Here is a 23,822-nt window from a genome sequence, read left to right on the forward strand (position 1 = left end):
CTACCTCAGGTCAAACGATGGACCGAGTGTAGAGGTTTATGTCGGCAGTTTCTCCAGGATCGTCCAGCAGGTGAGGCCGAAAATGCCCAGCGTGCCGATCCACATCATCAGCACGCCGATATTGCGCTCGCGCATGCTGAAGCCGATGGTCAGCAGCATCAGGAACAGGAACACCGGCACGAACAGTGAAAGGAAAGGTGACATGGACAGCGGTCCTTCTGCTTTTGGGGGCCATACAACAAGCATAGCGGGTTGGGCAGAAGGGGGATTGATCCTGAGCAGGAATTGGCCTGAGAAATTCAGGGGCTGCTGCGCAGCCCTTTCGCGACACAAGGCCGCTCATGCAGCGGCTATGCGGTTCCTGTAGGAGCGGCCTTGTGTCGCGAAAGGGGGCGCAGCGCCCCCAGTACCTCAAGGCAGCTCGCGGCTCCGGTAGAACGCCGACAGCACCTTCACCAGATGCGCCAGGTCATGGCTGCCACACAGCTCACGGATCGAATGCATGGCAAAGGTCGGCAAGCCGATATCCACCGTACGCACGCCAAGATGGCTGGCCGTGATCGGCCCGATGGTCGAACCACAACCCATGTCGCTGCGTACCACGAAACTCTGCACCGGCACTTCCTCGGCCATGCACAGGTGGCGGAAGAACCCGGCGGTTTCGCTGTTGGTGGCGTAGCGCTGGTTGTTGTTGACCTTGATCACCGGCCCGGCGTTGAGCTTGGGGCCGTGGTTGCCGTCGTGCTTGTCGGCGTAGTTGGGGTGCACGCCGTGGGCGTTGTCGGCCGAGACCATCAGCGAGCGCTGGATGGTACGCACGTAGGCGTCGCCGTCCGGCAGCAGGCGCTGCAGGGTCTGTTCGAGCATCGGGCCGTCGGCACCGCAGGCCGAGCAGCTGCCGACTTCTTCATGGTCGTTGCACACCAGCACGCAGGTTTCGTCGCTGTCGGCGGCCAGCAGCGCCTGCAGGCCGGCATAGCACGACAGCAGGTTGTCCAGGCGGGCGCCGGCGATGAAGTCACCATTGAGGCCGATCAGCGCAGCGTCCTGGGTATCGTAGAAGCTCAGCTCGTAATCCAGCACCACATCGGCGTTGAGGTCGTGCTCGCGGGCCAACTGCTCGGTGAGCACGGCGCGGAAGTCGATGCGCTCGTCACCGGCCACCTGAGCCAGAATGGGTGGCAGTTCGTTCTGTGGGTTGATCTGCCAGCCTTCGTTGGCGGTACGGTTCAGGTGGATGGCCAGGTTGGGAATGATCGCGATCGGCAGCTTGAAGTCGATCAGCTGGCTCTCGACCTTGCCGTCACGGCGGAAGGTGACCCGCCCGGCCAGCGACAGGTCGCGGTCGAACCACGGCGCAAGCAGCGCGCCGCCATACACTTCCACGCCCAGCTGCAGGAAGCCCTGGCGCTGCAGTTCGGGCTGCGGCTTGACCCGCAGGCACGGGCTGTCGGTGTGCGCACCGACCATGCGGATGCCGTTCAGCAGCGGCGGCTGCTTGCCCAGCTTGATGGCGATGATCGAGGAGTCGTTGCGGGTAACGTAGTAGCGGCCACCCGGCACCGTGGCCCAGCTGTCACGCTCGTCCAGGCGCTGGTAGCCGGCCGCCTCCAGGCGCTGGGCCAGGCTGGCGGTGGCATGGAAGGGCGTCGGGGAGGCCTTGAGGAATTCAATCAGGCCGGTATTCAGTGCTTCGCGCATAACTCACTCCAGACAGCAGTGGCGCGAGTTTAGCCTATTGAGTCGACAATTTGTGTCAGCCTCTTCGCGGCTAAAGCCGCTCCTGCAGGTATTGCACAGCACCTGTAGGAGCGGCTTCAGCCGCGAAGAGGCCGGTACAGGCCCAGCAAGATCAGAACGGGGCAGGGCACTCGAACTTCAAGCGCTCGCCGCTGACCGGGTGGGTGAAGCTCAGCATCGAGGCATGCAGGCACAGCCGCTCATGGGCCGCCAGCGCCTGCGGGTTGGCATACAGGCGGTCACCCAGTAGAGGATGGCCGATCGACAGCATGTGCACGCGCAACTGGTGCGAGCGGCCGGTGATCGGCGTCAGCTCGACCCGGCAGTGATCCCCGCAACGCTCGACGATGCGCCAGAAGGTCAGGGCGTGCTTGCCCTGTTCATGGTCCACCACGTGCCGCGGTTTGGTGGGGGGGTCGTAGCGCAGCGGCAGGTCGATGCTGCCGCTGTCCAGCGCCGGTTGGCCCCAGCACAGCGCGGTGTAGGCTTTTTCGGTTTCGCGGTCGTGGAACTGGCGCGACAGCTCGCGGTGGCTGTCGGCATCGCGGGCCAGCAAGATGATGCCGGAGGTTTCCCAGTCCAGGCGGTGCACGATCAGCGCATCCGGGTAGCCGTTTTCCTGCAGGCGGGTGATCAGGCAGTCCTTGTTGTCCTCGGCACGGCCGGGTACCGACAGCAGCAGGGTCGGCTTGTTGATCACCAGGATGGCGGCGTCTTCATGGAGGATCTGGATGTTGGACAGCGGCATTGCGGAGTCTCTGTAAAAAATGGGGAAAGCATTGGGGCCGCCGTGCGGCCCTTCGCGGGCAAGCCCGCTCCCACAGGTTATGTGCTGCACCTGTGGGAGCGGGCTTGCCCGCGAAGGGCTGCACGGCAGCCCCAGCTTTCAGCCGGATCAGCGATCAGGCAAGGTGATGTTCAGCTCCAGAATCGAGCAGCTGCCCTGGTTTTCCAGCTCGATGTGCACATCATCGTTGCCGATGTTCACATACTTGCGGATCACTTCCAGCAGTTCTTTCTGCAGCGCCGGCAGGTAGTCCGGTTCGCTGCGCTGGCCGCGCTCATGCGCCACGATGATCTGTAGACGCTCTTTCGCTACCGACGCGCTGGTCTGTTTCTGTCTGCCACGAAAGAAGTCAAAAAGGTTCATGGTTTACTTGCCTCCAAACAGGCGCGCGAAGAATCCTTGCTTCGGCACTTCGATGAAACGCAGGGGTTTCTCTTTGCCCAGGAGGCGGTCGACAGTGTCGCTGTACGCCTGGCCGGCATCGCTCTGGTCGTCGAGGATGACCGGGATACCCTGGTTGGAGGCCTTGAGCACGGCCTGCGACTCGGGGATCACGCCCTTGAGCTTGATCGCCAGGATTTCTTCGACGTCGGCGATGCTGAGCATTTCACCCTTCTCGACGCGCTCCGGGTGATAGCGGGTGATCAGCAGGTGTTCCTTGATCGGCTCTTCGCCGTTCTCGGAGCGGCGCGATTTGCTCGACAGGATGCCCAGCATGCGGTCCGAGTCACGTACCGAAGACACTTCAGGGTTGGTCACGACAATGGCTTCGTCGGCGAAGTACATCGCCAGGTGCGCGCCTTTCTCGATACCGGCCGGCGAGTCGCAGATGACGTAATCGAACTGTTCTTTCAGCTCCATCAGCACCTTTTCCACGCCTTCCTGGGTCAGCGCGTCCTTGTCGCGGGTCTGGCTGGCAGCCAGCACGAACAGGTTTTCGAGGCGCTTGTCCTTGATCAGGGCCTGCTGCAGGTTGGCTTCGCCGTTGACCACGTTGACGAAGTCGTACACCACGCGGCGCTCGCAGCCCATGATCAGGTCGAGGTTACGCAGGCCCACGTCGAAGTCGACGATGACAGTCTTGTGGCCGCGCAGTGCGAGGCCGGTGCCGATGGCGGCGCTGGTGGTGGTCTTGCCCACACCCCCTTTGCCGGAAGTAACGACGAGAATCTTGGCCAAGGTGTTTCACCCCTAAATAAGTCGGGACACGTGTCCCAGCAAAATGCAAAAAACGGCAACAGGTAAAAAAGTTGCTCTAAAAATGACGGCAAGTATCCGTTAAAGACGGGTGATGTTCAACACGTCACCGGACAGGCTGACTTGCACGCCGGCGCCCCACAGCGGGTCGCGGCGCAGGTCTTCGCACACCTTGTACTGGCCGGCGATCGAGACCATTTCGGCGGTCATCTGCTGGCAGAAGATACGCGCCTTGGTATTGCCCTTGATCCCGGCCAGGGCGCGGCCGCGCATGGCGCCGTACACATGGATGTTGCCATCGGCGAGAAGTTCCGCGCCCGGGCTGACCGAGGCGGTGACGATCAGGTCGCCACCCTGGGCGTAGATCTGCTGGCCGCCACGCACGGGCGAAGTGATGATGCGGGTCGGGCGCACCTCTTGCACAGGCTCCGGGGTTGGCGCCGGAGCCGGGGCCGGGGCGGGCTCGGCCTTCTTCACCTCGGGCTCGGGCTCCAGCGGCCGTTCGCGGGCGCCGGATGGCGGCAGCACCGGCAGGTCGATGGCGATCGCCGCAGCGATGTCCTCGATGCGGTTGGCGCGGATCGCCAAGGTTCGCAGGCCATGGTGGCGGCAAATACGCATCAGCCCGGGCAGGTCGATTGCCCCTTCGTCGGCCGGCAGCTTGTCCAGCGCCAGCACCAGCGGCGTGTTGCTGAAGAAATTGGGGGCCTGGGCCACTTTCGCCGCCAGCTGGCGGTCGAGGGCTTCCAGGTCGTTGCGCCCCAGTTCCAGCACAGTGATGGCGAGCATGCTGCCCTTGAGCTGGAACACGGAGGCGGTGTCGGGTGTGTGGTTTGGGCTCATGGTCTGCATAGACGGCTTGTTGCGAAAAAAGTGCCCTGACTTATAACGATAAGACCGGTTGGCCGCAACCGGTGCCGATCCGATGTAGAATGCTCGGTCTTTGTCTTGCCGGAAGCTTCAATGGAACGCCCGCGTTTTCGACCCTACTTCCTCCACCCGCGATTCTGGGGCCTGTGGCTTGGTCTGGGCCTGCTGTGGCTGGTGGTGCAGTTGCCTTACCGTGCCCTGCTGTGGCTCGGCAGTGCCTTGGGCGCGCTGATGTACCGAGTGGCCGGCGAGCGCCGGCGTATTGCCGCGCGCAACCTCGAACTGTGCTTCCCGGAGCTGTCCGACGACGAACGGCGGCGCCTGCTCAAGGCCAACTTCGCTTCCACAGGTATCGCCTTCTTCGAAATGGCCATGAGCTGGTGGTGGCCAAAGGCCCGCCTGGCGCGCCTGGCCCACATCGAAGGCCTCGAACACCTGCAGGCTGCGCAGCAGGCCGGGCAGGGCGCCATTCTGATGGCGGTGCACTTCACCACCCTGGAAATCGGCGCCGCGCTGCTTGGTCAGGCCCATACCATCGACGGCATGTACCGCGAGCACGGCAATCCGCTGTTCGACTTCATCCAGCGCAGTGGCCGTGAGCGGCATAACCTCGATTCGCTGGCGGTGGAGCGTGATGATGTACGTGGCATGCTCAAGCTGCTGCGCTCGGGCCGGGCGATCTGGTACGCACCAGACCAGGACTACGGCGCCAAGCAGAGCATCTTCGTGCCGTTGTTCGGAATTCCGGCGGCCACGGTCACCGCGACCACCAAGTTCGCCCGCCTGGGCAAGGCGCAGGTGATTCCGTTCACCCAGAAGCGCCTGGAGGACGGAAGCGGCTATCGTCTGGTCATTCACCCGCCACTGGAGGGCTTCCCCGGTGAGAGCGAAGAGGCCGATTGCCTGCGCATCAACCAGTGGGTCGAAGGCGTGCTGCGCGAATGCCCCGAGCAGTACCTGTGGGCGCACCGGCGCTTCAAGTCGCGGCCTGAAGGTGCGCCGCGGCTGTATGACAAGAAAAAACGCTGAACCTTGTGTTGACTGTGCTGGCCCTTTCGCGGCGGTTCGACGCTTCGATGAACCTGCTCCCACAGGTCCTGCACTGCCCATGAAAGCGGTGAGGTCCCTGTGGGGGCGGGTTCATCGAAGCGTCGAACCGCCGCGAAGAGGCCAGGCCTGAAACAGCTGATCCAGGAAGGAATCCATGGCACCACCCCCGGTAACCGGTCTGATCCTTTCTGGCGGCGGCGCCCGTGCCGCCTATCAGGTCGGCGTCCTCGCCGGCATTGCCGAGCTGCTGCCTCCCGGCGCGCACAACCCGTTCCCGGTCATCGTCGGCACTTCGGCCGGTGCCATCAACGCAGTGACCTTGGCCAGTGGCGCCACCCGCTTCAACGACGCCGTGCAGCGCCTCACCACGTTCTGGCAGAACTTTCGCAGCCATCTGGTCATCCGCAGTGACTGGCCCGGCGTGGTGCGCCAGGCCAGCCGCTTCGTCGGCCACAGCCTGCTGGGCCTGGGTGGTCAGGTGCCGGTGGCCTTGCTCGACAGCAGACCCTTGCGGGGGCTGTTGGCCTCGCACCTGGACCTGGATGGCATCGGCCACGCCATCGCCGCCGAGCAGCTAAGGGCAGTCGCCGTGACCGCATTCGGCTACGAAAGCGGCCAGGCGGTCACCTTCTACCAAGGCCGCGGCACCATTGACGCCTGGCTGCGCCACCGCCGCATCGGTGTACCTACGCCGTTGACCATCGATCACCTGCTGGCCAGCGCCGCGATCCCGTTGCTGTTTGCACCGGTGCGCCTGGGCGACGAGTACTACGGCGACGGTGCGGTGCGCCAGTCGGCACCCATCAGCCCGGCCCTGCACCTGGGTGCCAGCCGGGTGCTGGTGGTCGGGGTCAGTGGCAACCCGCAGCGCCCGGCGGCGCCGATGACAGTGCAGCGCATGTTCAGTGGCCAGCAGCCGAGCCTGGCGCAGATCGGCGCGCACATGCTCAACAGCACCTTCATCGACAGCCTCGAAGACGACATCGAACTGCTGCAACGGCTCAACCACCTCAGCCGGCTGTTGCCAGCGCACCTGGATGCACGAGGCCTTGGGCTGGCACCGATCGAAGTGCTGGTGGTGGCTCCAAGCCAACCGCTGGATGAGATTGCAGCGCGCCACCGGCGCGAGCTGCCGGCGGCGCTGCGCCTGTTCCTGCGTGGCCCGGGCGCGACCCGGACCAGTGGGGCGGGGGTGTTGAGCTATCTGCTGTTCGAGGCCAGTTATTGCAGCGAGCTGATCGAACTGGGGCGGCGCGATGCCTTGGCCAAGAAGCGCGAACTGTGCCAGTTCCTGGGCATTTGATGTCGCCTGTCCCGGCCTCTTCGCGTCGAACCGCCGCGAAGAGGCCGGGCCTGCTTACTCGGCGATCTGCAGCTTGCGCGCCTGGGTATACACATACCGCACTTTCTCGTACTCGAACGGCGAGTTGAGCTGCCCATAGCGGAATTTGGTGGTGTAGCGCTTGTCCACCACGCGCAAGGCGAAGATCTCCGGGTGATTCTCGCTGGCCTCGGCCACGTTCAGGTAATTGACCGCCTGCTCGCCGGCATAGTCCACCACCAACCCGGTGGTATCGCGAAGGTTCGAAGGGCCGAGCACCGGCAGCATCAGGTACGGCCCCTCCGGCACGCCGTAGAAGCCCAACGTCTGGCCAAAGTCCTCGCTCTGGCGCGGAAGGCCCATGCTGGTGGCCGGGTCCCACAAGCCGCCCACACCGATGATGGTGTTGAACATCAGCCGCGCAGTGATCTCTGCCGAGCGCTTGGCCTTGAGCTGCAGCACGCTGTTGAACAGGTTCGGCACGTCACCCAGGTTGTTGAAGAAGTTACTGACCCCGGTGCGCACGAAGCTGGGCGTGACGTACTGGTAGCCGCTGACCAGTGGCAGCAGCACCCATTGGTCGAGGCGGTAGTTGAAGTGGTAGATGCGCCGGTTCAGCGACTCCAGCGGGTCATACACGTTCAGCGCTTCCAGGGTCGAGCGTTCGAACTCACGCTGGTCGAGCCCCGGGTTGAATTTCAGTTCGCGCAGCGGGTCGAGGAAGCCGTCGGCCTCCGGTGCCAAAGGTGCAGCGCTGGTCAGTTGCGGGTCGGCTTCGACCACGCTGGCCCGTGGCGCGGTTTCCGCGGCCAGGGCATTGCCGGCGACTACTAGCAGCGCGGTGGCGAGGAGGAATTGGTTAGCCACGGAAGAACTCCAGCATGGCGTCGCTGTTGACGCGGTAATTGAGGTTGCCGCAATGGCCGCCATGGGGGTAAAGGGTCAGCCGATCACCAAACACCTTGCGCAGGAAGCCGATGTCGCCGGGGCCGAGGATGACGTCGTCGGCGTTGTGCATCACGGCGATCTTGTCGCTGTTGTGCAGGTAGTCTTCCAGCGCATACAGGCTGACCTGGTTGACCAGCTGCAGAATGCTGTTGCCATCGGTGCGGGCGCGCCACATAGGGATCACCTGCTCGGTCATGTAGCAGTCGAAGTCGCATTGCAGGGCACGCTTGAAGAACGGCGTCAGGCTGCTGCCCTCGGTGATCGGGAACTTCGGCGGAATGATCAGGCCGCGGCGGTTGATCAGGTCGGAGGTGAAGGCGATGTCGGCCGCCGAGAAGCGGAACGAGGTGCCGATGAGCATGGCCATCTGTTCGTTGGACAGGTGCTGTTTCGACTGCTGGAAGTCATACAGCAGGGCGTCGTTGAGGTCGATGTAGCCCTTGTCCTGGAAGTAGCGGGTGAGCTTCTCCAGCATCAGCTCATAGAACGTTGTGCTGCGGTCGATGCCCTTGACCTGGGTCTGCACCAGTTTGTCGAGGTTATTGATCGAGGTGTACAGGTTGACCGGGGGATTGAGCAGCAGCACGCGCTTGAAGTTGAAGCTGCGCCGGGTTTCGTCCAGGTGGCTGACGAATGCGGCGTCCAGCGCGCCCAGGCTGTAGCCGGTGAGGTAGTACTCGCTGACCGGCAGGCGCGGGTGCTGGGCACGCACGGCCTGCATCACCCGGTACATGTCTTCGGCGTCTTCCTGGCTGACCCCGGGGGTGGCAAAGCGCGAGGCGGCGCTCATGAAGTCGTAGCTGGTCGGCGACGACAGCTGCACCACGTGGAAACCGGCCTGGTAGAACAGCTTCTTGAGGTATTCGTTGATGCTGCTGGAGTAGGGCGCACCGGTACCAGCGATAAGGAAGATCAGCGGTGCTTCATGGTCCTGACGTGCCAGTCGGTACTTGAGCTTCTTCACCGCCCAGAAGTTGTCGGGCAGGGTGAACTCGCGCTCGGGGCGCAGGTTCAGGCTGTAGTCGGACTGGTCGATGTCATCGTCGCTGGGCAGGGTCGGGCGCTGCTCCGGCGGCGTGGTGGCGATGGTCGCCTCGAACGGGTTGGTCAAGGGGTAGCCGTAGCTCGCGGCGTCGATATCCCGCGCCGAAGCGGCCGCAGCCATGAGCAGGCCGCCAAGAAGGGCGGCGAGGCGCCAAGATCGAAGCATGTATTCCCCCAGAAGGTTCAAGGTCGTGCAGTACGCAGGCTAGGACCACGGTTGCCTTGGCAAAGTTGCCAAGTGCGGGGGCCTTTGGTGTGCTTGTTATCTGCAACATAGCTGCAGGGTTGGGATTTTGCCTTAGAACTGTGCTTGGGTGATCATGGATGATTTCGATTACCGCTATTGGAGAATGGGATGTCTCGATCGCTGCCAGCCGCTCTACTGCTGATGTTTCTGGCGCTCTGGCTCGCTGCCAGTTATGGCGTGCGCTATGGGTTGATGGAGGATGGACAGTGGGTCGGGTTGTGCACGGTGCCAGGCGACCACTGGCAGTGCCAGGTGCGCGCGCTGCTTGGGTTGGGCATTCACTTCCAGCTAATGGCCTGGGCCGGGTTGGTGTTGGCCTTGCTCGCGCAGCTGGTTACCGGGCGCGTCGGGTGGTGGCTGGCGGTGCTGGCGCTGGTGTTCGGCATTCCCGCACTGGTGCTGTATACCGCCAGCATTGCGGTGTTCGTGGTGGTGCTGGCGGGGTTGCGGCTGGTGCGGCATACCGTTGCCTGAAGACATGCACAATCTCTGTGGGAGCGGCCTTGCGTCGCGAAAGGGACGCAGAGCGGCCCCAGGATATCAGCGGCGACGCCGATAATGCTGGGGCTGCTGTGCAGCCCTTTCGCGACGCAAGGCCGCTCCCACAAGAGCTCAGTGACTTCTGCTGTACCGCAAGCTTCGCCAGAGGGCCGAAGTCATCAACACACTGACCACCGCCCAGCCCCAGGCCTGCTGATTCTCCAGCCCTTCCCGATACAACTGCGGCAACACCCCGGCCCCGACGATGAACGCCAGCAATGCTACCTCCGCTCGCCGTGAAGCCACCGGCCTAAGCAGGTACACCACCGCCGGCAATGCCAGCGCCACGCTCGGGAAGCTGCGGTAGCGCGGGTCGAACACCATCGCCAGCATGCTCACCGCCGCGGCAAACCCCGCCGCCAGCAACAGCCATCCCGCGCGCGCCTGTAACCAGCCGAACAGTCGCTCGCGCCATCCTGAGCGGTGCACCAGAGCCAAAGCTGCATGGGCCAGCACCAGCAAGTTCAACCCGGCCAGCACCACTGCCCACAGCCATTCCCCGGCAAACCGCGCATGGGTGCGCATCAACTCGCCCCACAGCCCCAGGCAGTCCGCGCCAAAGGCAGCCAGCAGCGGTAGCAGCAAGGCCGCCAGCGGTGTAGCGGGGCGCCCGGCCATCAGCAGCGTGGCCACCATCAACAGCGCGCTTGCCAGCAACCACTGCGGCCAGTAATGCAGGTTGCTGACCGGCCCTTCGAGCACACCCTTGTCCTGGCGGTCGGCATCGTAGAGCCCCCAATAACCACCCACAGCGCCTTCACTGGCGCGCTTCCACGGCTGGTCGAACGCTTCGATCAGGTTGTAGTGCCAGCCATTGGCCTCGGCCATGCTGACGAAACCACGAATGAAGCGCGCCTCGTTGGCCCGGCTGGGGACGGCGGTCTCGCGTTGGCGGCCTTCGCTGGGCCAGCCGGTTTCGCCAATGAAGATGTCCTTGGGCGCAAAGCGGGTGCCGAATGCCCGGCGTACCTCGGCGACATGGGCCAGTGCGTCGTCGATGCCGCGCGGGTCGTCTTCCCAGTAGGGCAACAAGTGGATGGTCAGAAAGTCCACTGCTGGCGCCACCTGCGGGTGCTGCAACCAGAATTCCCAGACATCGGCGTAGGTCACCGGCACCTTGACCTGGCTTTTCACCCTGTTGATCAGCGTGGCCAGCTGTTCGCCGGTGACTTCCTTGCGCAGCAGCGCCTCGTTGCCGACGATTACCGCGCTGACCACGTCCGGGTTGGCATTGGCGGCGGCAATCAGCGCGGTCACCTCCTTCTCGGTGTCGACCGGGTTGGCGTTGACCCAGGCGCCGAGCATTACCTTCAGGCCATGCTTGCGCGCCAGCGCCGGGATTGCCTCAAGGCCGGTCATCGAATAGGTGCGGATGCACTGGAATCGCTCGGCCAGCAACGCCAGGTCGGCGTCCATGCGCGCCGGGCGCAGGCGGAAGGGCTGGTCGAATGGCGACTGGTCCTTGTCGAACGGCGTGTACGAGGCGCACTGCAGTTTATGCGTGGGGCTGGCCGCGTCGGGCAGCACGACGGGCTTGCCCAGCCCGTACCAGAGCGCCCCCAGGCCGAGCAGGGCAAGCAGGCAGGCGAGCAGGTACAACGGCAGCAACAAGCGGGAAGCATCAGGCATCGGGCGGTCCATCGTCAGGCGCAAAACGTTAGATAGTAGCCCGGCGCCAATCCTTTGGCATGCAAGGATCGCGCAGGCCGGCGTAGGTCGATGCCGCTAATGGCACAGTGCTGTCGCATATGGGGCAGGTACAGGTCGTAGTGGGAGCAGGTCGCCCTTTGTGGCAGGAAGATGATGCAATCTCCAAGACCTGACGAGGGGATGCTTTGATGGCTACTTTTACAAGAATGCGCCGTTTCCTGGGTGTGGGCACCGCCCTGGTATTGGCCATGGGCGCTGCACAGGCCATGGCCAAAGAAGTAAGCATTGGTTACGTGGATGGGTGGGCCGACAGTGTGGCAACCACCAACGTGGCCGCGGAAGTGATCAAGCAGAAACTCGGCTACGACGTGAAGCTGCAGGCGGTGGCCACCGGCATCATGTGGCAGGGTGTGGCCACCGGCAAGCTCGACGCCATGCTCTCGGCCTGGCTGCCGGTGACCCACGGTGAATACTGGGCCAAGAACAAGGACAACGTGGTCGACTACGGCGCGAACTTCAAGGATGCCAAGATCGGCCTGATCGTCCCCGAGTACGTCAAGGCCGCGAGCATTGCCGACCTCAAGACCGACAGCAGCTTCAAGCAGAAGATTGTCGGTATCGATGCCGGCTCCGGGGTGATGATCAAGACCGAGCAGGCGATCAAGGATTACGACCTGACCGGCTACAAACTGCAGGCCAGTTCTGGTGCGGCGATGACCGCCGAGCTGGGCCGCGCGTATGCCAAGCAGCAGTCGATTGCAGTGACCGGCTGGGTGCCGCACTGGATGTTCGCCAAGTGGAAGCTGAAGTTCCTCGAAGACCCGAAAGGCGTGTATGGCGCGGCGGAGACCGTGAACAGCATCGGCAGCAAGGAACTGGCCACCAAGGCACCGGAAGTGGCGGACTTCCTGAAGAAGTTCAGCTGGCAGTCCAAGGATGAGATCGGCGAGGTGATGCTGGCGATCCAGGAAGGCGCCAAGCCTGAGGCAGCGGCCAAGGACTGGGTGGCCAAGCACCCGGATCGCGTGAAGGAGTGGACTGGCAAGTAACTGCCGCTAGGGCCAGTTTTGATTCATCGCGGATAAATCCGCTCCTACAGGGGCATGCAACGCCTGTAGGAGCGGATTTATCCGCGAAAGGCCCGTCAGTTTGTTACGCAATCTGTAAAACACCGTTGCATCTAAGACTAAGGTCGTCTGGTTGGCGTCCAACAGCTGCATAAAGTAAGGGTGTGGGTTCCATCCCCTACCTGTGCTGCTAGGACAAAAACAATGAACGACAGCATTTACCTCTCGATACAAAACAGCCCGCGCTTCAAGGAGCTGGTCAGCAAACGTGAACGGTTCGCCTGGATTCTTTCGGCGATCATGCTCGGCCTCTACTGCGCCTTCATCCTCCTGATCGCCTACGGTCCTCAGATACTGGGCGCCAAGCTCAGCCCTGACTCGTCGATTACCTGGGGTATTCCCCTGGGCGTCGGCCTGATCGTTTCGGCATTTGTCCTGACTGCCATCTACGTGCGCCGCGCCAACGGCGAGTTCGATGAGCTGAACAAGGCCATCCTGAAGGAGGCGCAACAATGATTCGCCACGCCAAAGCCTTGGCCGTACTGGCCTGCGGAGCCTTCGCGCCCGCCGTGTGGGCCGCCGATGCCCTGACCGGCGAGGTGCAGAAACAACCGCTGAACGTCCCGGCGATCGCCATGTTCGTGGCCTTCGTCGCCTTCACTCTCGGCATCACCTACTGGGCCTCCAAACGCAACAAGTCGGCGGCGGACTACTACGCTGCCGGTGGCAAGATCACCGGTTTCCAGAACGGCCTGGCGATTGCCGGTGACTACATGTCGGCGGCCTCGTTCCTGGGTATTTCCGCCCTGGTGTTCACCTCCGGCTACGACGGTCTGATCTACTCGATCGGCTTCCTGGTCGGATGGCCGATCATCCTCTTCCTGATTGCCGAACGCCTGCGCAACCTTGGCAAGTACACCTTCGCCGACGTTGCCTCGTACCGTCTCGGGCAGAAGGAAATCCGCACCCTGTCGGCATCCGGTTCGCTGGTGGTGGTGGCGTTCTACCTGATCGCGCAGATGGTTGGCGCGGGCAAGCTGATCGAGCTGCTGTTCGGCCTGGACTACCACGTCGCGGTAATCCTGGTGGGTATCCTGATGTGCCTGTACGTGCTGTTCGGCGGCATGCTGGCCACCACCTGGGTACAGATCATCAAGGCCGTGCTGCTGCTGTCCGGTGCCAGCTTCATGGCGCTGATGGTGATGAAGCACGTCGGCTTCGACTTCAACACGCTGTTCTCCGAAGCGATCAAGGTACACGCCAAGGGCGAGGCGATCATGAGCCCGGGCGGCCTGGTCAAGGACCCGATCTCGGCATTCTCGCTGGGCCTGGCGCTGATGTTCGGTACCGCTGGCCTGCCACACATCCTGATGCGCTTCTTCACCGTCAGTGACGCCAAGGAAGCACGCAAGAGCGTGCTGTACGCGACCGGCTTCATTGGCTACTTCTACATCCTCACCTTCATCATTGGCTTCGGTGCAATCCTGCTGGTCAGCACCAACCCGGAATTCAAGGACGCCGCTGGCGCCCTGATCGGCGGCAACAACATGGCGGCGGTGCACCTGGCCGATGCCGTGGGTGGCAGCGTGTTCCTCGGCTTCATCTCGGCCGTGGCTTTCGCCACCATTCTGGCAGTGGTGGCCGGCCTGACTCTGGCTGGTGCCTCGGCGGTTTCCCACGACCTGTACGCCAGCGTCTGGCGCAAGGGCAAGGCCAACGACAAGGATGAGATCCGCGTGTCGAAGATCACCACCATCGCCCTTGGCGTGCTGGCGATCGGCCTGGGTATCCTGTTCGAGAAGCAGAACATCGCCTTCATGGTCGGCCTGGCGTTCTCCATCGCCGCCAGCTGCAACTTCCCGGTGCTGCTGCTCTCGATGTACTGGAAGAAGCTGACCACCCGCGGCGCCATGATCGGCGGCTGGCTGGGCCTGGTGAGCGCGGTTGGCCTGATGATCCTTGGCCCGACCATCTGGGTGCAGATCCTGGGTCATGAAAAAGCCATCTACCCGTACGAATACCCAGCGCTGTTCTCGATGATCATCGCCTTCGTCGGTATCTGGTTCTTCTCGATCACCGACAAGTCCAAGGCCGCGGATGACGAACGTGCCAAGTTCTTCCCGCAGTTCGTTCGCTCGCAGACCGGCCTGGGGGCTTCCGGCGCCGTTTCGCACTGATCCATCCGGCAATGAAAAACCGCGCCTCGGCGCGGTTTTTCGTTTGTGCCGGCTAGATCATGCCTAGCAACAACAGCACCAGCAGAATCACCAGCACCACGCCGACGATGCCGGATGGGCCATAGCCCCAGCTGCGCGAGTGCGGGAAGACCGGTAAGCCACCAATCAGCAGAAGGATCAGGATGATGATGAGAATCGTGGTCATGACGGAGTCCTTGCGTGGTTGAGGGTCAAGGGCCTCGGACTGCTGGCCTCTTGCTAATTCGGACTGCTGCCGCTTGCGAAAGATTCCATTTGAATACTGCCTGTGCCGGCCTCTTCGCGGCTTTAGCCGCGAAAAGGCCGGCACTGACTACGCGGTCATGCCCGCCCATTCACTATCCTGATGAACCCTGCCTCCCACCAAGGCCTTGATTAGACTCGTTGCACAACCTGTCAGAACAAGGCGTGCCACCATGCAAAACCGCATCATGATCACTGGCGCCGGCTCCGGCCTCGGCCGCGAGATCGCCCTGCGCTGGGCGCGCGAGGGCTGGCGCCTGGCGCTGGCCGATGTCAACGAAGCGGGCCTGCGCGAAACCTTGGAAATGGCACGGGCTGCAGGCGGCGATGGCTTCGTCCAGCGCTGCGACGTGCGCGACTACAGCCAGCTCACTGCCCTGGCCCAGGCCTGCGAAGAAAGGTTCGGCGGCATCGATGTGATCGTCAACAACGCCGGTGTCGCCTCTGGCGGCTTCTTCGCCGAGCTGTCACTGGAGGACTGGGACTGGCAGATCGCGGTCAACCTGATGGGCGTAGTCAAGGGCTGCAAGGCGTTCCTGCCGCAGCTTGAGCGCAGCAAGGGGCGCATCATCAACGTGGCGTCGATGGCGGCCCTGATGCAGGGGCCGGGGATGAGCAACTACAACGTTGCCAAGGCCGGTGTGCTGGCGTTGTCGGAGAGCCTGCTGGTGGAGCTGCGCCAGCTTGAAGTGGCGGTGCATGTGGTATGCCCGTCGTTCTTCCAGACCAACTTGCTCGACTCCTTCCGCGGGCCGAACCCGGCGATGAAGGCTCAGGTCGGCAAGCTCCTGGAGGGCTCGCCGATCAGTGCGGCGGATATTGCCGACTACATCCACCAGCACGTCGCGGCGGGTGAGTTCCTGATCCTGCCCCATGAGGCCGGGCGCCAAGCCTGGCAACTCAAACGCCAGGCGCCAGAGCGGCTGTACGAAGAAATGGCGGACATGGCGGTAAAAATGCGGGCCAAGGCGCAACCTCGCTGATTGCAGGCGTTGTCTGTAGGAGAAATTACCGGGCCTTGTAGGTTTGCTCTGAATTGCTGGTGAAGTATTGTCCAGACGAATATCCCCAAGCACTCTGCGGTTTTTCCTGTTGCGAGAGGACCGGAGCATGTTGGTGATTGGGCGTGAAGTAGGCGAAGTCATCACTGTTGGTGACGATATTCGGATCAAGGTGGTGGAGTCGCGCAATGGCATGGTGCGTTTTGGCGTGGAGGCACCGCGCAATGTGTCGGTGCACCGGGCCGAAGTCTATCGGCGCATCAAGGCGGCGGCAGAGCGCAAGGCTGATTGACCCGCGCCGATCCTACAGCACCCGCGAACTGCTCGATGTCAGTCGAGCAGTTCGCGGGGCACATCATGCTTGGCGAGCAACTGGCACTGCTGGCTCTCCAGGTCGAAAAGGATGAACGCCTGGCCCTTGGCCAACGCCTGGCGCACCCGCAGCACGCGGGTTTCCAGCGGGGTGTCGTCGCCGTTGTCGGTGCCGTCGCGGGTGACGAAGTCCTCGATCAGGCTGGTCAGTGTTTCGGCTTGCAGTTGGTCGTAGGGGATCAGCATGGGCAGCGCACGGTCTTGTTCATCAAGCCTTGCATGCTACGCGATTCTGCAGCCATCAGCTTTTGTTTCCTACCAGGCTGTCCACGGCCGGCACCCGGGTGTCGCTCTCCATCTGTGTATCGTGCTCCAGCTGGTGGCTGAAGCGCTCGAGCGAGGCATTGGCCGGTTGCGAATCGCTGGCGAACACTGGCGGGCTGAGCAGGTAGGCCGAGAGCAGGCGGCTGAGCGCGGCCAGGCTGTCGATATGGGTACGCTCATAGCCATGAGTGGCATCGCAGCCGAACGCCACCAGCGCGGTACGGATGTCATGCCCGGCAGTCACGGCCGAGTGCGCATCGCTGAAGTAATAGCGGAACAGGTCGCGGCGCACCGGGACATCCCGGTCGCCGGCCAGCTTCAGCAAGTGGCGTGACAGGTGGTAATCGTACGGCCCGGACGAATCCTGCATGGCCACGCTCACCGCATGCTCGCTGGAGGCCTGGCCGGGGGCGACCGGGGCGATGTCGATGCCGACGAACTCGCTGACATCCCAGGGCAGGGCAGCGGCGGCGCCAGAGCCGGTTTCTTCGGTGATGGTGAACAGCGGATGGCAGTCGATCAGCGGTTGACGGCCACTTTCCACCACTGCCTTGAGTGCCGCCAGCAGGGCTGCCACGCCAGCTTTGTCGTCCAGGTGGCGGGCACTGATGTGGCCACTTTCGGTGAACTCCGGCAGCGGGTCGAAGGCGACGAAGTCACCGATGGCAATGCCGAGTGCTTCACAGTCGGCGCGGGTGGTGCAGTAGGCGTCCAGGCGCACCTCGACGTGTTCCCAGCTGACCGGCATCTGGTCGATCGCAGTGTTGAAGGCGTGCCCGCTGGCCATCAGCGGCAGCACGCTGCCGCGGAACACGCCTGTGTCGGTGAACACGCTGACCCGGCTGCCCTCGGCGAAGCGGCTTGACCAGCAGCCCACCGGAGCCAGGGCCAGGCGGCCGTTGTCCTGCAATTGGCGTACGCTGGCGCCGATGGTGTCGAGGTGGGCCGACACGGCGCGGTCGGGCGAACTCTGCCGGCCTTTGAGGGTAGCGCGGATGGTGCCGCGGCGGGTCAGCTCGAAGGGGATGCCCAGTTCATCCAGGCGTTCGGCCACGTAGCGTACGATGGTGTCGGTGAAACCGGTCGGGCTGGGGATGGCGAGCATCTCCAGGAGGACGCGCTTGAGGTAGTCGAGGTCGGGTTCGGGGAGTCGTTCGGTCATGGGGATTCCTCGTTTCCTGTACTGGCCTCTTCGCGGGTGAACCCGCTCCCACAGGAATCTCACATCCCCTGAGAACGGCGAAGAGGCCATTGATGTGTCATGCCAGAGGCCGGCTATGCGGGAACAGCAGGTCGACAAACCGTTCAGCCGTCGGCTGCGGTTCGTGGTTGGCCAGCCCGGCGCGCTCGTTGGCTTCGATGATCACGTAATCCGGGTGCTCGGCATCGCGGACCATGAAGTCCAGGCCCACCACCGGGATTTCCAGCGCTCGCGCCGCACGTACCGCTGCATCGGCCAACACCGGGTGCAGGCGTTCGGTCACGTCCTCCAGTGTGCCACCGGTATGCAGGTTGGCTGTGCGCCGCACCGCCAGGCGTTGGCCGGCCGGCAACACATCGTCGTAACCCAGGCCCACGCCGAGCAGGGTACGCTCGGTCTCGTCATCCAGCGGTATGCGGCTTTCGCCACCGGTTGCCGCCTGGCGCCGACGACTCTGCGCCTCGATCAGCTGGCGGACAGTGTGCTTGCCATCACCGATCACCTGGGCCGGGTGGCGAATCGCCGCTGCCACCACCTCATAACCAATCACCAGGATGCGCAGGTCGCTGCCGGCATGGAAGCTCTCCAGCAGCACGCGGCTGTCGAAGCGGCGGGCATTTTCCACGGCCTGGGTCACTTCCTCGATGCAGGTCAGGTTGACCGCCACGCCCTGGCCCTGTTCGCCATCCACCGGCTTGACCACCACTGCGCCATGCTCGTCGAGAAACGCCAGGTTGTCGTCAGCATTGCCGGCCAGCTGCTGCGCCGGCACCTGCAGCCCGGCGTTGTGCAGGGCTTTCTGGGTCAGGCGCTTGTCCTGGCACAGGGTCATGGTCACCGCGCTGGTCAGGTCGCTCAGCGACTCGCGGCAGCGGATGCGGCGGCCACCGAGGCTAAGCGTGAACAGGCCGCCAGCGGCGTCGTCGACCTGCACCTCGATGCCACGGCGCAAGGCCTCGTCGACGATGATGCGGGCGTAGGGATTGAGGCTGGCTTCCGGGCCGGGGCCGAGAAACAGTTGCTGGTTGATGCCATTCCTGCGCTTGACCGCGAAGGTCGGCAGGTTGCGAAAACCAAGCTTCTCGTACAGGCGTTTGGCCTGGCGATTGTCGTGCAGCACCGACAGGTCCAGATACGTCAGGCCACGGCTCATGAAGTGTTCGATCAGGTGACGTACCAGCACCTCGCCAACGCCCGGGCGGGTGCACTGCGGGTCCACGGCGAGGCACCACAGGCTGCTGCCGTGTTCGGGGTCGTCGAACGCCTTGCTGTGGTTCAGCCCCATGACGCTGCCGATTACCGCGCCGCTGTCTTCATCCTCGGCCAGCCAGTACACCGGGCCACCGAGGTGGCGCGGGGTAACCAGTTCGGGGTCGACCGGCAGCATGCCGCGCGCCTGATACAAAGTGTTGATCGCCTGCCAATCGCCGGGGTTCTGCGCCCGGCGCACGCGGAAACCGCGGAACACCCGTTGCGCCGGGCGGTAGTCGGTGAACCACAGGCGCAGGGTGTCGGAAGGGTCGAGAAACAGTTGCTGCGGTGCCTGCGCCAGCAACTGCTGGGGCGCCGCCACGTACAGGGCGATGTCGCGCTCGCCGGGGCGTTCGTCCTGCAGCGCGGCGGCCAGGCTGGCGGCGTCCGGGTAGGTGTGGCCGATCAGCAGGCGGCCCCAGCCACAGTGCAAGGCCCGCGGCTGGTCGTGGGGCTCGCTGCCGTCGCCGGCCAAGCGCGCCTGCAGGCGCTCGTAGGACGGCGCCTGGCCGCGCAGAAGGCGCTGACCGTAAGCGATTTCGTGGGCTTTCATCGGTCAGATTCCTTGTTCGCTGAGCCACAGGTTCAGGGCCGCCAGCTGCCACAGCTTGGAGCCGCGCAGCGGGGTGAGCTGGCCGTGCGGGTTGCTCAGCAGGCGGTCGAGCATGGCCGGGTTGAACAGGCCACGGTCCTGGCTCGGGTCGGTCAGCAGGTCGCGCACCCAGCCCAGGGTCGCACCTTCCAGGTGCTTGAGGCCGGGCACCGGGAAGTAGCCCTTCTTGCGGTCGATCACTTCGTGGGGGATCACCCGCCGTGCGGCCTGTTTGAGCACCTGCTTGCCACCGTCGGGCAGCTTGAAGCGTGCCGGAATACGCGCTGACAGCTCGACCAGGCGGTAGTCGAGGAACGGCGTGCGTGCTTCCAGGCCCCAGGCCATGGTCATGTTGTCGACCCGTTTGACCGGGTCGTCGACCAGCATCACCGTGCTGTCCAGGCGCAGTGCCTTATCCACGGCATCGGGTGCGCCAGGGCGGGCGAAGTGCTCGCGGACGAAGTCGCCAGCAGCGTCGGTTTCCAGCAGCCAAGGAGCCTGGACGGTGTCGCGGTACTCGTCGTGGCTGCGGTCGAAGAAGGCGTCACGGTAGGCGGCGAAGGCATCCTCGGCGCCATTCACTTTCGGGTACCAGTGGTAACCGGCGAACAGCTCGTCGGCGCCCTGGCCGCTCTGCACGCCCTTGCAATGCTTGGCCACTTCCCGCGACAGCAGGTAGAAGGCGATGCAGTCATGGCTGACCATCGGCTCGCTCATGGCGCGGAAGGCGGCTGGCAACTGCTCGATGATCTCGTGCTCGGCGATGCGCAGTTGGTGGTGGCGGGTGCCGTAATGCTTGGCGATCAGGTCGGAGTACTGGAACTCGTCGCCGCGTTCGCCGCCGGCATCCTCGAAGCCGATGGAGAAGGTCGACAGGTCATCTACGCCGACTTCGCGCAGCAGGCCGACCAGCAGGCTGGAGTCGACACCGCCAGACAGCAGCACACCAACGTCCACGGCTGCGCGCTGGCGGATCGCCACGGCATCGCGGGTGGCGTCGAGCACGCGGGTGGTCCAGCCTTCCAGGTCGAGGTCGCGCTCGTCCGGGTTGGGGCCATAGTGCAGCTGCCACCAGGTCTGGCGTTCGACTTCACCGTGGCGGTCGATGCGCATCCAGGTCCCGGGTTCGAGCTTCTGTACGTTGGCCAGCAACGTGCGTGGCGCCGGTACCACGGCATGGAAGTTGAGGTAGTGGTTGAGCGCCACGGGGTCGATCATCGGGTCGATGTCGCCACCCTTGAGCAGTGCCGGCAAGGTCGAGGCGAAGCGCAGGCGCTCGCCGTTGCGCGACAGGTACAGCGGCTTGACGCCGAGGCGGTCGCGGGCCAGGAACAGGCGCTGGTTGTCGCGCTCCCAGATGGCCAGGGCGAACATGCCATTGAGCTTGGGCAGCAAGGCCGCGCCCCAGGCGTGGTAACCCTTGAGCAACACCTCGGTGTCGCCTTCGGACCAGAAGCTGTAGCCCAGATCCTGCAGCTCCTGGCGCAGTTCGGGGAAGTTGTAGATGGCGCCGTTGAAGGCCAGCGACAGGCCCAGAGTGTTGTCGACCATCGGCTGCGCCGAGCCGTCGGACAGGTCCATGATCTTCAGCCGGCGATGGCCGAGGGCGATCGGGCCTTGGCTATGGAAGCCCCAGGCGTCTGGGCCTCGGGGCGCCAAGTGATGGGTGATGCGCTCTACCGCAGCCAGGTCGGCTGGGCGAGGGGCTTGGTCGATGGGGGTGAAACGCAACTCTCCTGCTAATCCGCACATAAGTCCTTACCGGTTTTTCCGTTGGGGAATGAGTGCCCCGGATTAGGGCACCCTGTAAGGAACTGACCTGTGTGGTTTGTGGGAGTTTTAGATCGATCTGTTATAAGCAGTGGTGGGGGGTGGAAGTGTTTGACGATCGTTCTGTGTGGGCATCGAGATCGAGCGCCGCCCGCGCGGCGCATCGCGGATGAATCCGCTCCTACATTTGTTGCAACGTGCCGAACCTGTAACGCCATGGTTGCCAGCCCTGGCGCAAGGCTTGAGCCCTACAAACGGCTGACAACCATGGCCTTACAGGCATGGCCACGTTGCAACAAATGTAGGAGCGGATTCATCCGCGATGCGCCGCGCGGGCGGCGCTCGGTTTCACAGGCGTTGCAAACGTATCGTCATACCGCGCCAACCCTTCTCACTGCCCGCGAATCAGCTTGCGCAACATGAACCGATTGGGATGGCAGGCCTCAGCCACCGCCCGCGGCAACGGCAGCGGCTCACCACTGGCCCAGGCGGCAATCAGCTCGCCACTCAACGGCGCCGTGATCAACCCCCGCGAGCCATGCCCACTGTTCACATACAACCCTTCCAGCCACGGGCACGCCACCTCCGGCACCTGCCGCGCATCCTTGCCGAGCACCGCATAAGCCTCGGCGAACAGCGCCGGGTCGGCCAGCGGCCCGACAATCGGCAGGTAATCCGGGCTGGTGCAACGAAACGCCGCACGGCCTTGCAACTGCGTGGCGTCGAGTGCCCCTGCACCCAGGTGCGAGGCCAGGTCGGTGGAAATCTCGTCCAGCAACGCCAGGTTGCCCTGGTGCTCCGCTTCCGTCGGGGTCAGGTCGTCGCTGTGGAAGTCGAAGCTGGCGCCCAAGGTGTGTTCATCATGCCGGGGCGGTGCGACGTAGCCATCGGCACAAACCACGGTGCGCAATGCACGGCTGGCCTCGGTGGCCGGCAGGCGGGTGATCTGCCCGCGAATACGCTTGAGCGGCAGCTGCGCGCAGGGCGCGAAGCGGCGCACATCGGCGGCCCCGGCCAGCACCACCAGCGGCGCGCTGGCCAGCAAGCGCTCACCCTCCCACGCCTGCCACAGGCCGTCGGCCTTGCGCAGTTCGAGCACATCCTGGTGGAGTTGAAGGCGAATGTTCGGGTGCTGCAGCTGCGCCTGGCACAAGGCGGGTGGGTGCACCCAGCCACCTTGCGGGTAGAACAGGCCACCGGCAGGCAGCGCCACCCCGGCAATTGCCTCGGCTTCAGCCTGCTCCAGTGCACGCAGCAGGCTGCTGTCGAAGGCCTCGGCAAGCTTGGCCTGGCGCTCGCCTTCCTTGCTGTCGAAGGCCAGCTGCAGCACGCCGCAAGCGTCCCAGTCCTGGCCGCGCTGCAACTGCTCCAGCTGGCGCCGGGTGTAGCCGAAGCCGGCCAGGATCATCTGCGACAGGGCGGTGCCATGGGCGGACAGTTTCAGGTAAAGCACGCCCTGTGGGTTGCCCGAAGCCTCCTGCGCGGGAGCCGCGTGACGTTCCAGCACCGTTACTTGCCAGCCGCGTGCGGCCAGGCTGGCAGCACTGGCACTGCCCGCCAGGCCGGCACCGATCACCAGTGCCTGGCGCGGGCCTGCCACGGGGGCGGGGCGGGCGTACCAGGGGGCAGCGACGGCCGCTGATGCGTGCCCGGTGTATACGCCACTCATCACCTCCCACTTTTTGCCGATGCCGGGGATCTTCTTCATGGTGAATCCGGCATCGATCAACCCGCGGCGTACCCAGCCGGTGGTGGTGAAGGTCCCCAGTGCGGTACCGGCGTGAGCCAGCCGCGCCAGTTGCGCGAACAGCTCGGGGGTCCACATGTCGGGGTTCTTTGCGGGTGCGAAGCCGTCGAGGAACCACACGTCGATGCGCGCGTCGAGCTGCGGCAGTTGCTCCAGTACATCACCGATCAGCAGGGTCAGGGTGACCCGGCCATTGTCGAAGCTGAACTGCTGGAAGCCGGGGTGAACCGCCACGTACTGTGCCAGGAACGGCTCGGTGAAGGCCGCCATCTCAGGCCACAGGCGCACGGCGCGGGCCATGTCGTCATGACCGAGCGGGTACTTCTCGACACTGATGAAGTGCAGGCGCGCATCGGCATGGGCCTGTTCGGCGAACAGCTGCCAGGCGCAGAAGAAGTTCATGCCGGTGCCAAAGCCGGTCTCGCCGATTACCAGGCAGCCGTGTGGCGCCAGGTCGGCGAAGCGCTGCGCCAGGCGGGTCTGCTCGAGGAACACGTAGCGAGTTTCGTCGGTGCCTTCGTTTTTTGAGAAGTAGACGTCGTCATACTGCCGCGAGTGGGGGCGGCCCTGGTCGTCCCAGTCGATCTGGGCGTGTTGAAGAAGGGTGGACATGGTTGGCTCGGTTGCAGCGGATGTGCGGATTTTATGTCATCTACCGGGTTTGCACAGGTACAACGCAAATCCGCTAGTCTTGCTTATCCAAT

The 23,822-nt window shown here is 64.0% G+C and carries 23 protein-coding genes; 8 read left to right on the forward strand and 15 right to left on the reverse strand.

Features of this window, described 5'->3' with window-relative positions; translation table 11 throughout:
* Nucleotides 1–36: 36 nt before the first annotated feature.
* The 6 genes from BUQ73_RS28455 to minC form a co-directional block, all read right to left on the reverse strand.
* Entirely contained in the window at nt 37–204 is a 168-nt protein-coding gene (locus BUQ73_RS28455) for a hypothetical protein (protein ID WP_165837385.1), read from the reverse strand.
* Between the two features lie 207 nt (nt 205–411).
* Nucleotides 412–1,701, reverse strand: a complete 1,290-nt coding sequence (locus BUQ73_RS05045) for a M18 family aminopeptidase (RefSeq protein ID WP_079226924.1) — start codon at nt 1,699–1,701, stop codon at nt 412–414.
* A 151-nt stretch (nt 1,702–1,852) separates the two neighbouring features.
* Entirely contained in the window at nt 1,853–2,488 is a 636-nt protein-coding gene (locus BUQ73_RS05050; RefSeq protein ID WP_027918149.1) for an RluA family pseudouridine synthase, read from the reverse strand.
* A gap of 147 nt (nt 2,489–2,635) precedes the next feature.
* Entirely contained in the window at nt 2,636–2,890 is a 255-nt protein-coding gene (gene minE, locus BUQ73_RS05055; protein WP_003252572.1) for a cell division topological specificity factor MinE, read from the reverse strand.
* A gap of 3 nt (nt 2,891–2,893) precedes the next feature.
* On the reverse strand, nt 2,894–3,706 hold the full coding sequence (minD, locus tag BUQ73_RS05060) for a septum site-determining protein MinD (RefSeq protein ID WP_054893840.1): 813 nt from the start codon (nt 3,704–3,706) through the stop codon (nt 2,894–2,896).
* Between the two features lie 99 nt (nt 3,707–3,805).
* Nucleotides 3,806–4,576 (reverse strand): septum site-determining protein MinC, encoded by a 771-nt coding sequence (gene minC / locus BUQ73_RS05065; RefSeq protein WP_079226925.1) that lies wholly within the window; start codon nt 4,574–4,576, stop codon nt 3,806–3,808.
* 111 nt (nt 4,577–4,687) lie between these two features.
* Here minC and BUQ73_RS05070 point away from each other — a divergent pair, with 111 nt between their 5' ends.
* Both BUQ73_RS05070 and BUQ73_RS05075 read left to right on the forward strand, forming a co-directional pair.
* Nucleotides 4,688–5,623, forward strand: coding sequence for a lipid A biosynthesis lauroyl acyltransferase (locus BUQ73_RS05070; RefSeq protein WP_027918152.1), 936 nt, complete (start codon nt 4,688–4,690; stop codon nt 5,621–5,623).
* Nucleotides 5,624–5,798: 175 nt separating this feature from the next.
* Nucleotides 5,799–6,947: a patatin-like phospholipase family protein gene (locus BUQ73_RS05075; protein ID WP_079226926.1), complete on the forward strand. Its 1,149-nt coding sequence runs from the start codon at nt 5,799–5,801 to the stop codon at nt 6,945–6,947.
* Between the two features lie 54 nt (nt 6,948–7,001).
* On the opposite strand, the gene BUQ73_RS05080 is transcribed toward BUQ73_RS05075, so the two are convergent.
* Nucleotides 7,002–7,748: a VacJ family lipoprotein gene (locus tag BUQ73_RS05080; RefSeq protein ID WP_322114593.1), complete on the reverse strand. Its 747-nt coding sequence runs from the start codon at nt 7,746–7,748 to the stop codon at nt 7,002–7,004.
* 76 nt (nt 7,749–7,824) lie between these two features.
* Nucleotides 7,825–9,123: a serine/threonine protein kinase gene (locus BUQ73_RS05085; RefSeq protein ID WP_079226928.1), complete on the reverse strand. Its 1,299-nt coding sequence runs from the start codon at nt 9,121–9,123 to the stop codon at nt 7,825–7,827.
* Nucleotides 9,124–9,312: 189 nt separating this feature from the next.
* Here BUQ73_RS05085 and BUQ73_RS05090 point away from each other — a divergent pair, with 189 nt between their 5' ends.
* Nucleotides 9,313–9,678 (forward strand): hypothetical protein, encoded by a 366-nt coding sequence (locus BUQ73_RS05090; protein WP_079226929.1) that lies wholly within the window; start codon nt 9,313–9,315, stop codon nt 9,676–9,678.
* Nucleotides 9,679–9,816: 138 nt separating this feature from the next.
* Here BUQ73_RS05090 and BUQ73_RS05095 read toward each other — a convergent pair whose 3' ends face one another.
* Nucleotides 9,817–11,385: a beta (1-6) glucans synthase gene (locus BUQ73_RS05095; protein ID WP_079230479.1), complete on the reverse strand. Its 1,569-nt coding sequence runs from the start codon at nt 11,383–11,385 to the stop codon at nt 9,817–9,819.
* Nucleotides 11,386–11,582: 197 nt separating this feature from the next.
* Here BUQ73_RS05095 and BUQ73_RS05100 point away from each other — a divergent pair, with 197 nt between their 5' ends.
* The 3 genes from BUQ73_RS05100 to BUQ73_RS05110 all read left to right on the forward strand — a co-directional run bounded on the left by BUQ73_RS05100 (nt 11,583) and on the right by BUQ73_RS05110 (nt 14,638).
* The gene (locus BUQ73_RS05100) at nt 11,583–12,443 is read left to right on the forward strand and encodes a glycine betaine ABC transporter substrate-binding protein (protein WP_079226930.1); all 861 of its coding nucleotides are present in this window, start codon (nt 11,583–11,585) and stop codon (nt 12,441–12,443) included.
* A 222-nt stretch (nt 12,444–12,665) separates the two neighbouring features.
* On the forward strand, nt 12,666–12,977 hold the full coding sequence (locus BUQ73_RS05105) for a DUF485 domain-containing protein (protein ID WP_027918159.1): 312 nt from the start codon (nt 12,666–12,668) through the stop codon (nt 12,975–12,977).
* Nucleotides 12,974–14,638 carry a cation acetate symporter gene (locus tag BUQ73_RS05110; protein ID WP_079226931.1) on the forward strand — a complete coding sequence of 555 codons (1,665 nt, stop codon included), beginning with the start codon at nt 12,974–12,976 and terminating at the stop codon, nt 14,636–14,638. The genes BUQ73_RS05105 and BUQ73_RS05110 overlap by 4 nt, the downstream gene beginning before the upstream one ends.
* Nucleotides 14,639–14,690: 52 nt before the next feature.
* Here BUQ73_RS05110 and BUQ73_RS05115 read toward each other — a convergent pair whose 3' ends face one another.
* Nucleotides 14,691–14,843, reverse strand: a complete 153-nt coding sequence (locus tag BUQ73_RS05115) for a DUF3309 family protein (RefSeq protein ID WP_012271016.1) — start codon at nt 14,841–14,843, stop codon at nt 14,691–14,693.
* A gap of 250 nt (nt 14,844–15,093) precedes the next feature.
* Between BUQ73_RS05115 and BUQ73_RS05120 the strand changes: the two genes are divergently transcribed.
* Nucleotides 15,094–15,903 (forward strand): SDR family oxidoreductase, encoded by an 810-nt coding sequence (locus BUQ73_RS05120; RefSeq protein ID WP_079226932.1) that lies wholly within the window; start codon nt 15,094–15,096, stop codon nt 15,901–15,903.
* 127 nt (nt 15,904–16,030) lie between these two features.
* Nucleotides 16,031–16,213, forward strand: a complete 183-nt coding sequence (csrA, locus tag BUQ73_RS05125; RefSeq protein WP_079226933.1) for a carbon storage regulator CsrA — start codon at nt 16,031–16,033, stop codon at nt 16,211–16,213.
* Nucleotides 16,214–16,251: 38 nt separating this feature from the next.
* Here csrA and BUQ73_RS05130 read toward each other — a convergent pair whose 3' ends face one another.
* The 5 genes from BUQ73_RS05130 to mnmC all read right to left on the reverse strand — a co-directional run bounded on the left by BUQ73_RS05130 (nt 16,252) and on the right by mnmC (nt 23,730).
* Nucleotides 16,252–16,479, reverse strand: a complete 228-nt coding sequence (locus BUQ73_RS05130) for a YheU family protein (RefSeq protein ID WP_079226934.1) — start codon at nt 16,477–16,479, stop codon at nt 16,252–16,254.
* Between the two features lie 55 nt (nt 16,480–16,534).
* A complete protein-coding gene (locus BUQ73_RS05135; protein WP_079226935.1) occupies nt 16,535–17,719 on the reverse strand; it encodes an osmoprotectant NAGGN system M42 family peptidase in 1,185 nt (394 codons plus the stop codon).
* Nucleotides 17,720–17,816: 97 nt separating this feature from the next.
* Complete coding sequence (gene ngg / locus BUQ73_RS05140) at nt 17,817–19,562, reverse strand: N-acetylglutaminylglutamine synthetase (RefSeq protein ID WP_079226936.1); 1,746 nt, start codon at nt 19,560–19,562, stop codon at nt 17,817–17,819.
* A 3-nt stretch (nt 19,563–19,565) separates the two neighbouring features.
* The gene (locus BUQ73_RS05145) at nt 19,566–21,353 is read right to left on the reverse strand and encodes an N-acetylglutaminylglutamine amidotransferase (protein WP_079226937.1); all 1,788 of its coding nucleotides are present in this window, start codon (nt 21,351–21,353) and stop codon (nt 19,566–19,568) included.
* A gap of 409 nt (nt 21,354–21,762) precedes the next feature.
* Nucleotides 21,763–23,730: a bifunctional tRNA (5-methylaminomethyl-2-thiouridine)(34)-methyltransferase MnmD/FAD-dependent 5-carboxymethylaminomethyl-2-thiouridine(34) oxidoreductase MnmC gene (gene mnmC, locus BUQ73_RS05150; protein ID WP_079226938.1), complete on the reverse strand. Its 1,968-nt coding sequence runs from the start codon at nt 23,728–23,730 to the stop codon at nt 21,763–21,765.
* Nucleotides 23,731–23,822 lie beyond the last annotated feature (92 nt).

This window comes from Pseudomonas putida, assembly GCF_002025705.1.
Lineage (GTDB): Bacteria > Pseudomonadota > Gammaproteobacteria > Pseudomonadales > Pseudomonadaceae > Aquipseudomonas > Aquipseudomonas putida_J.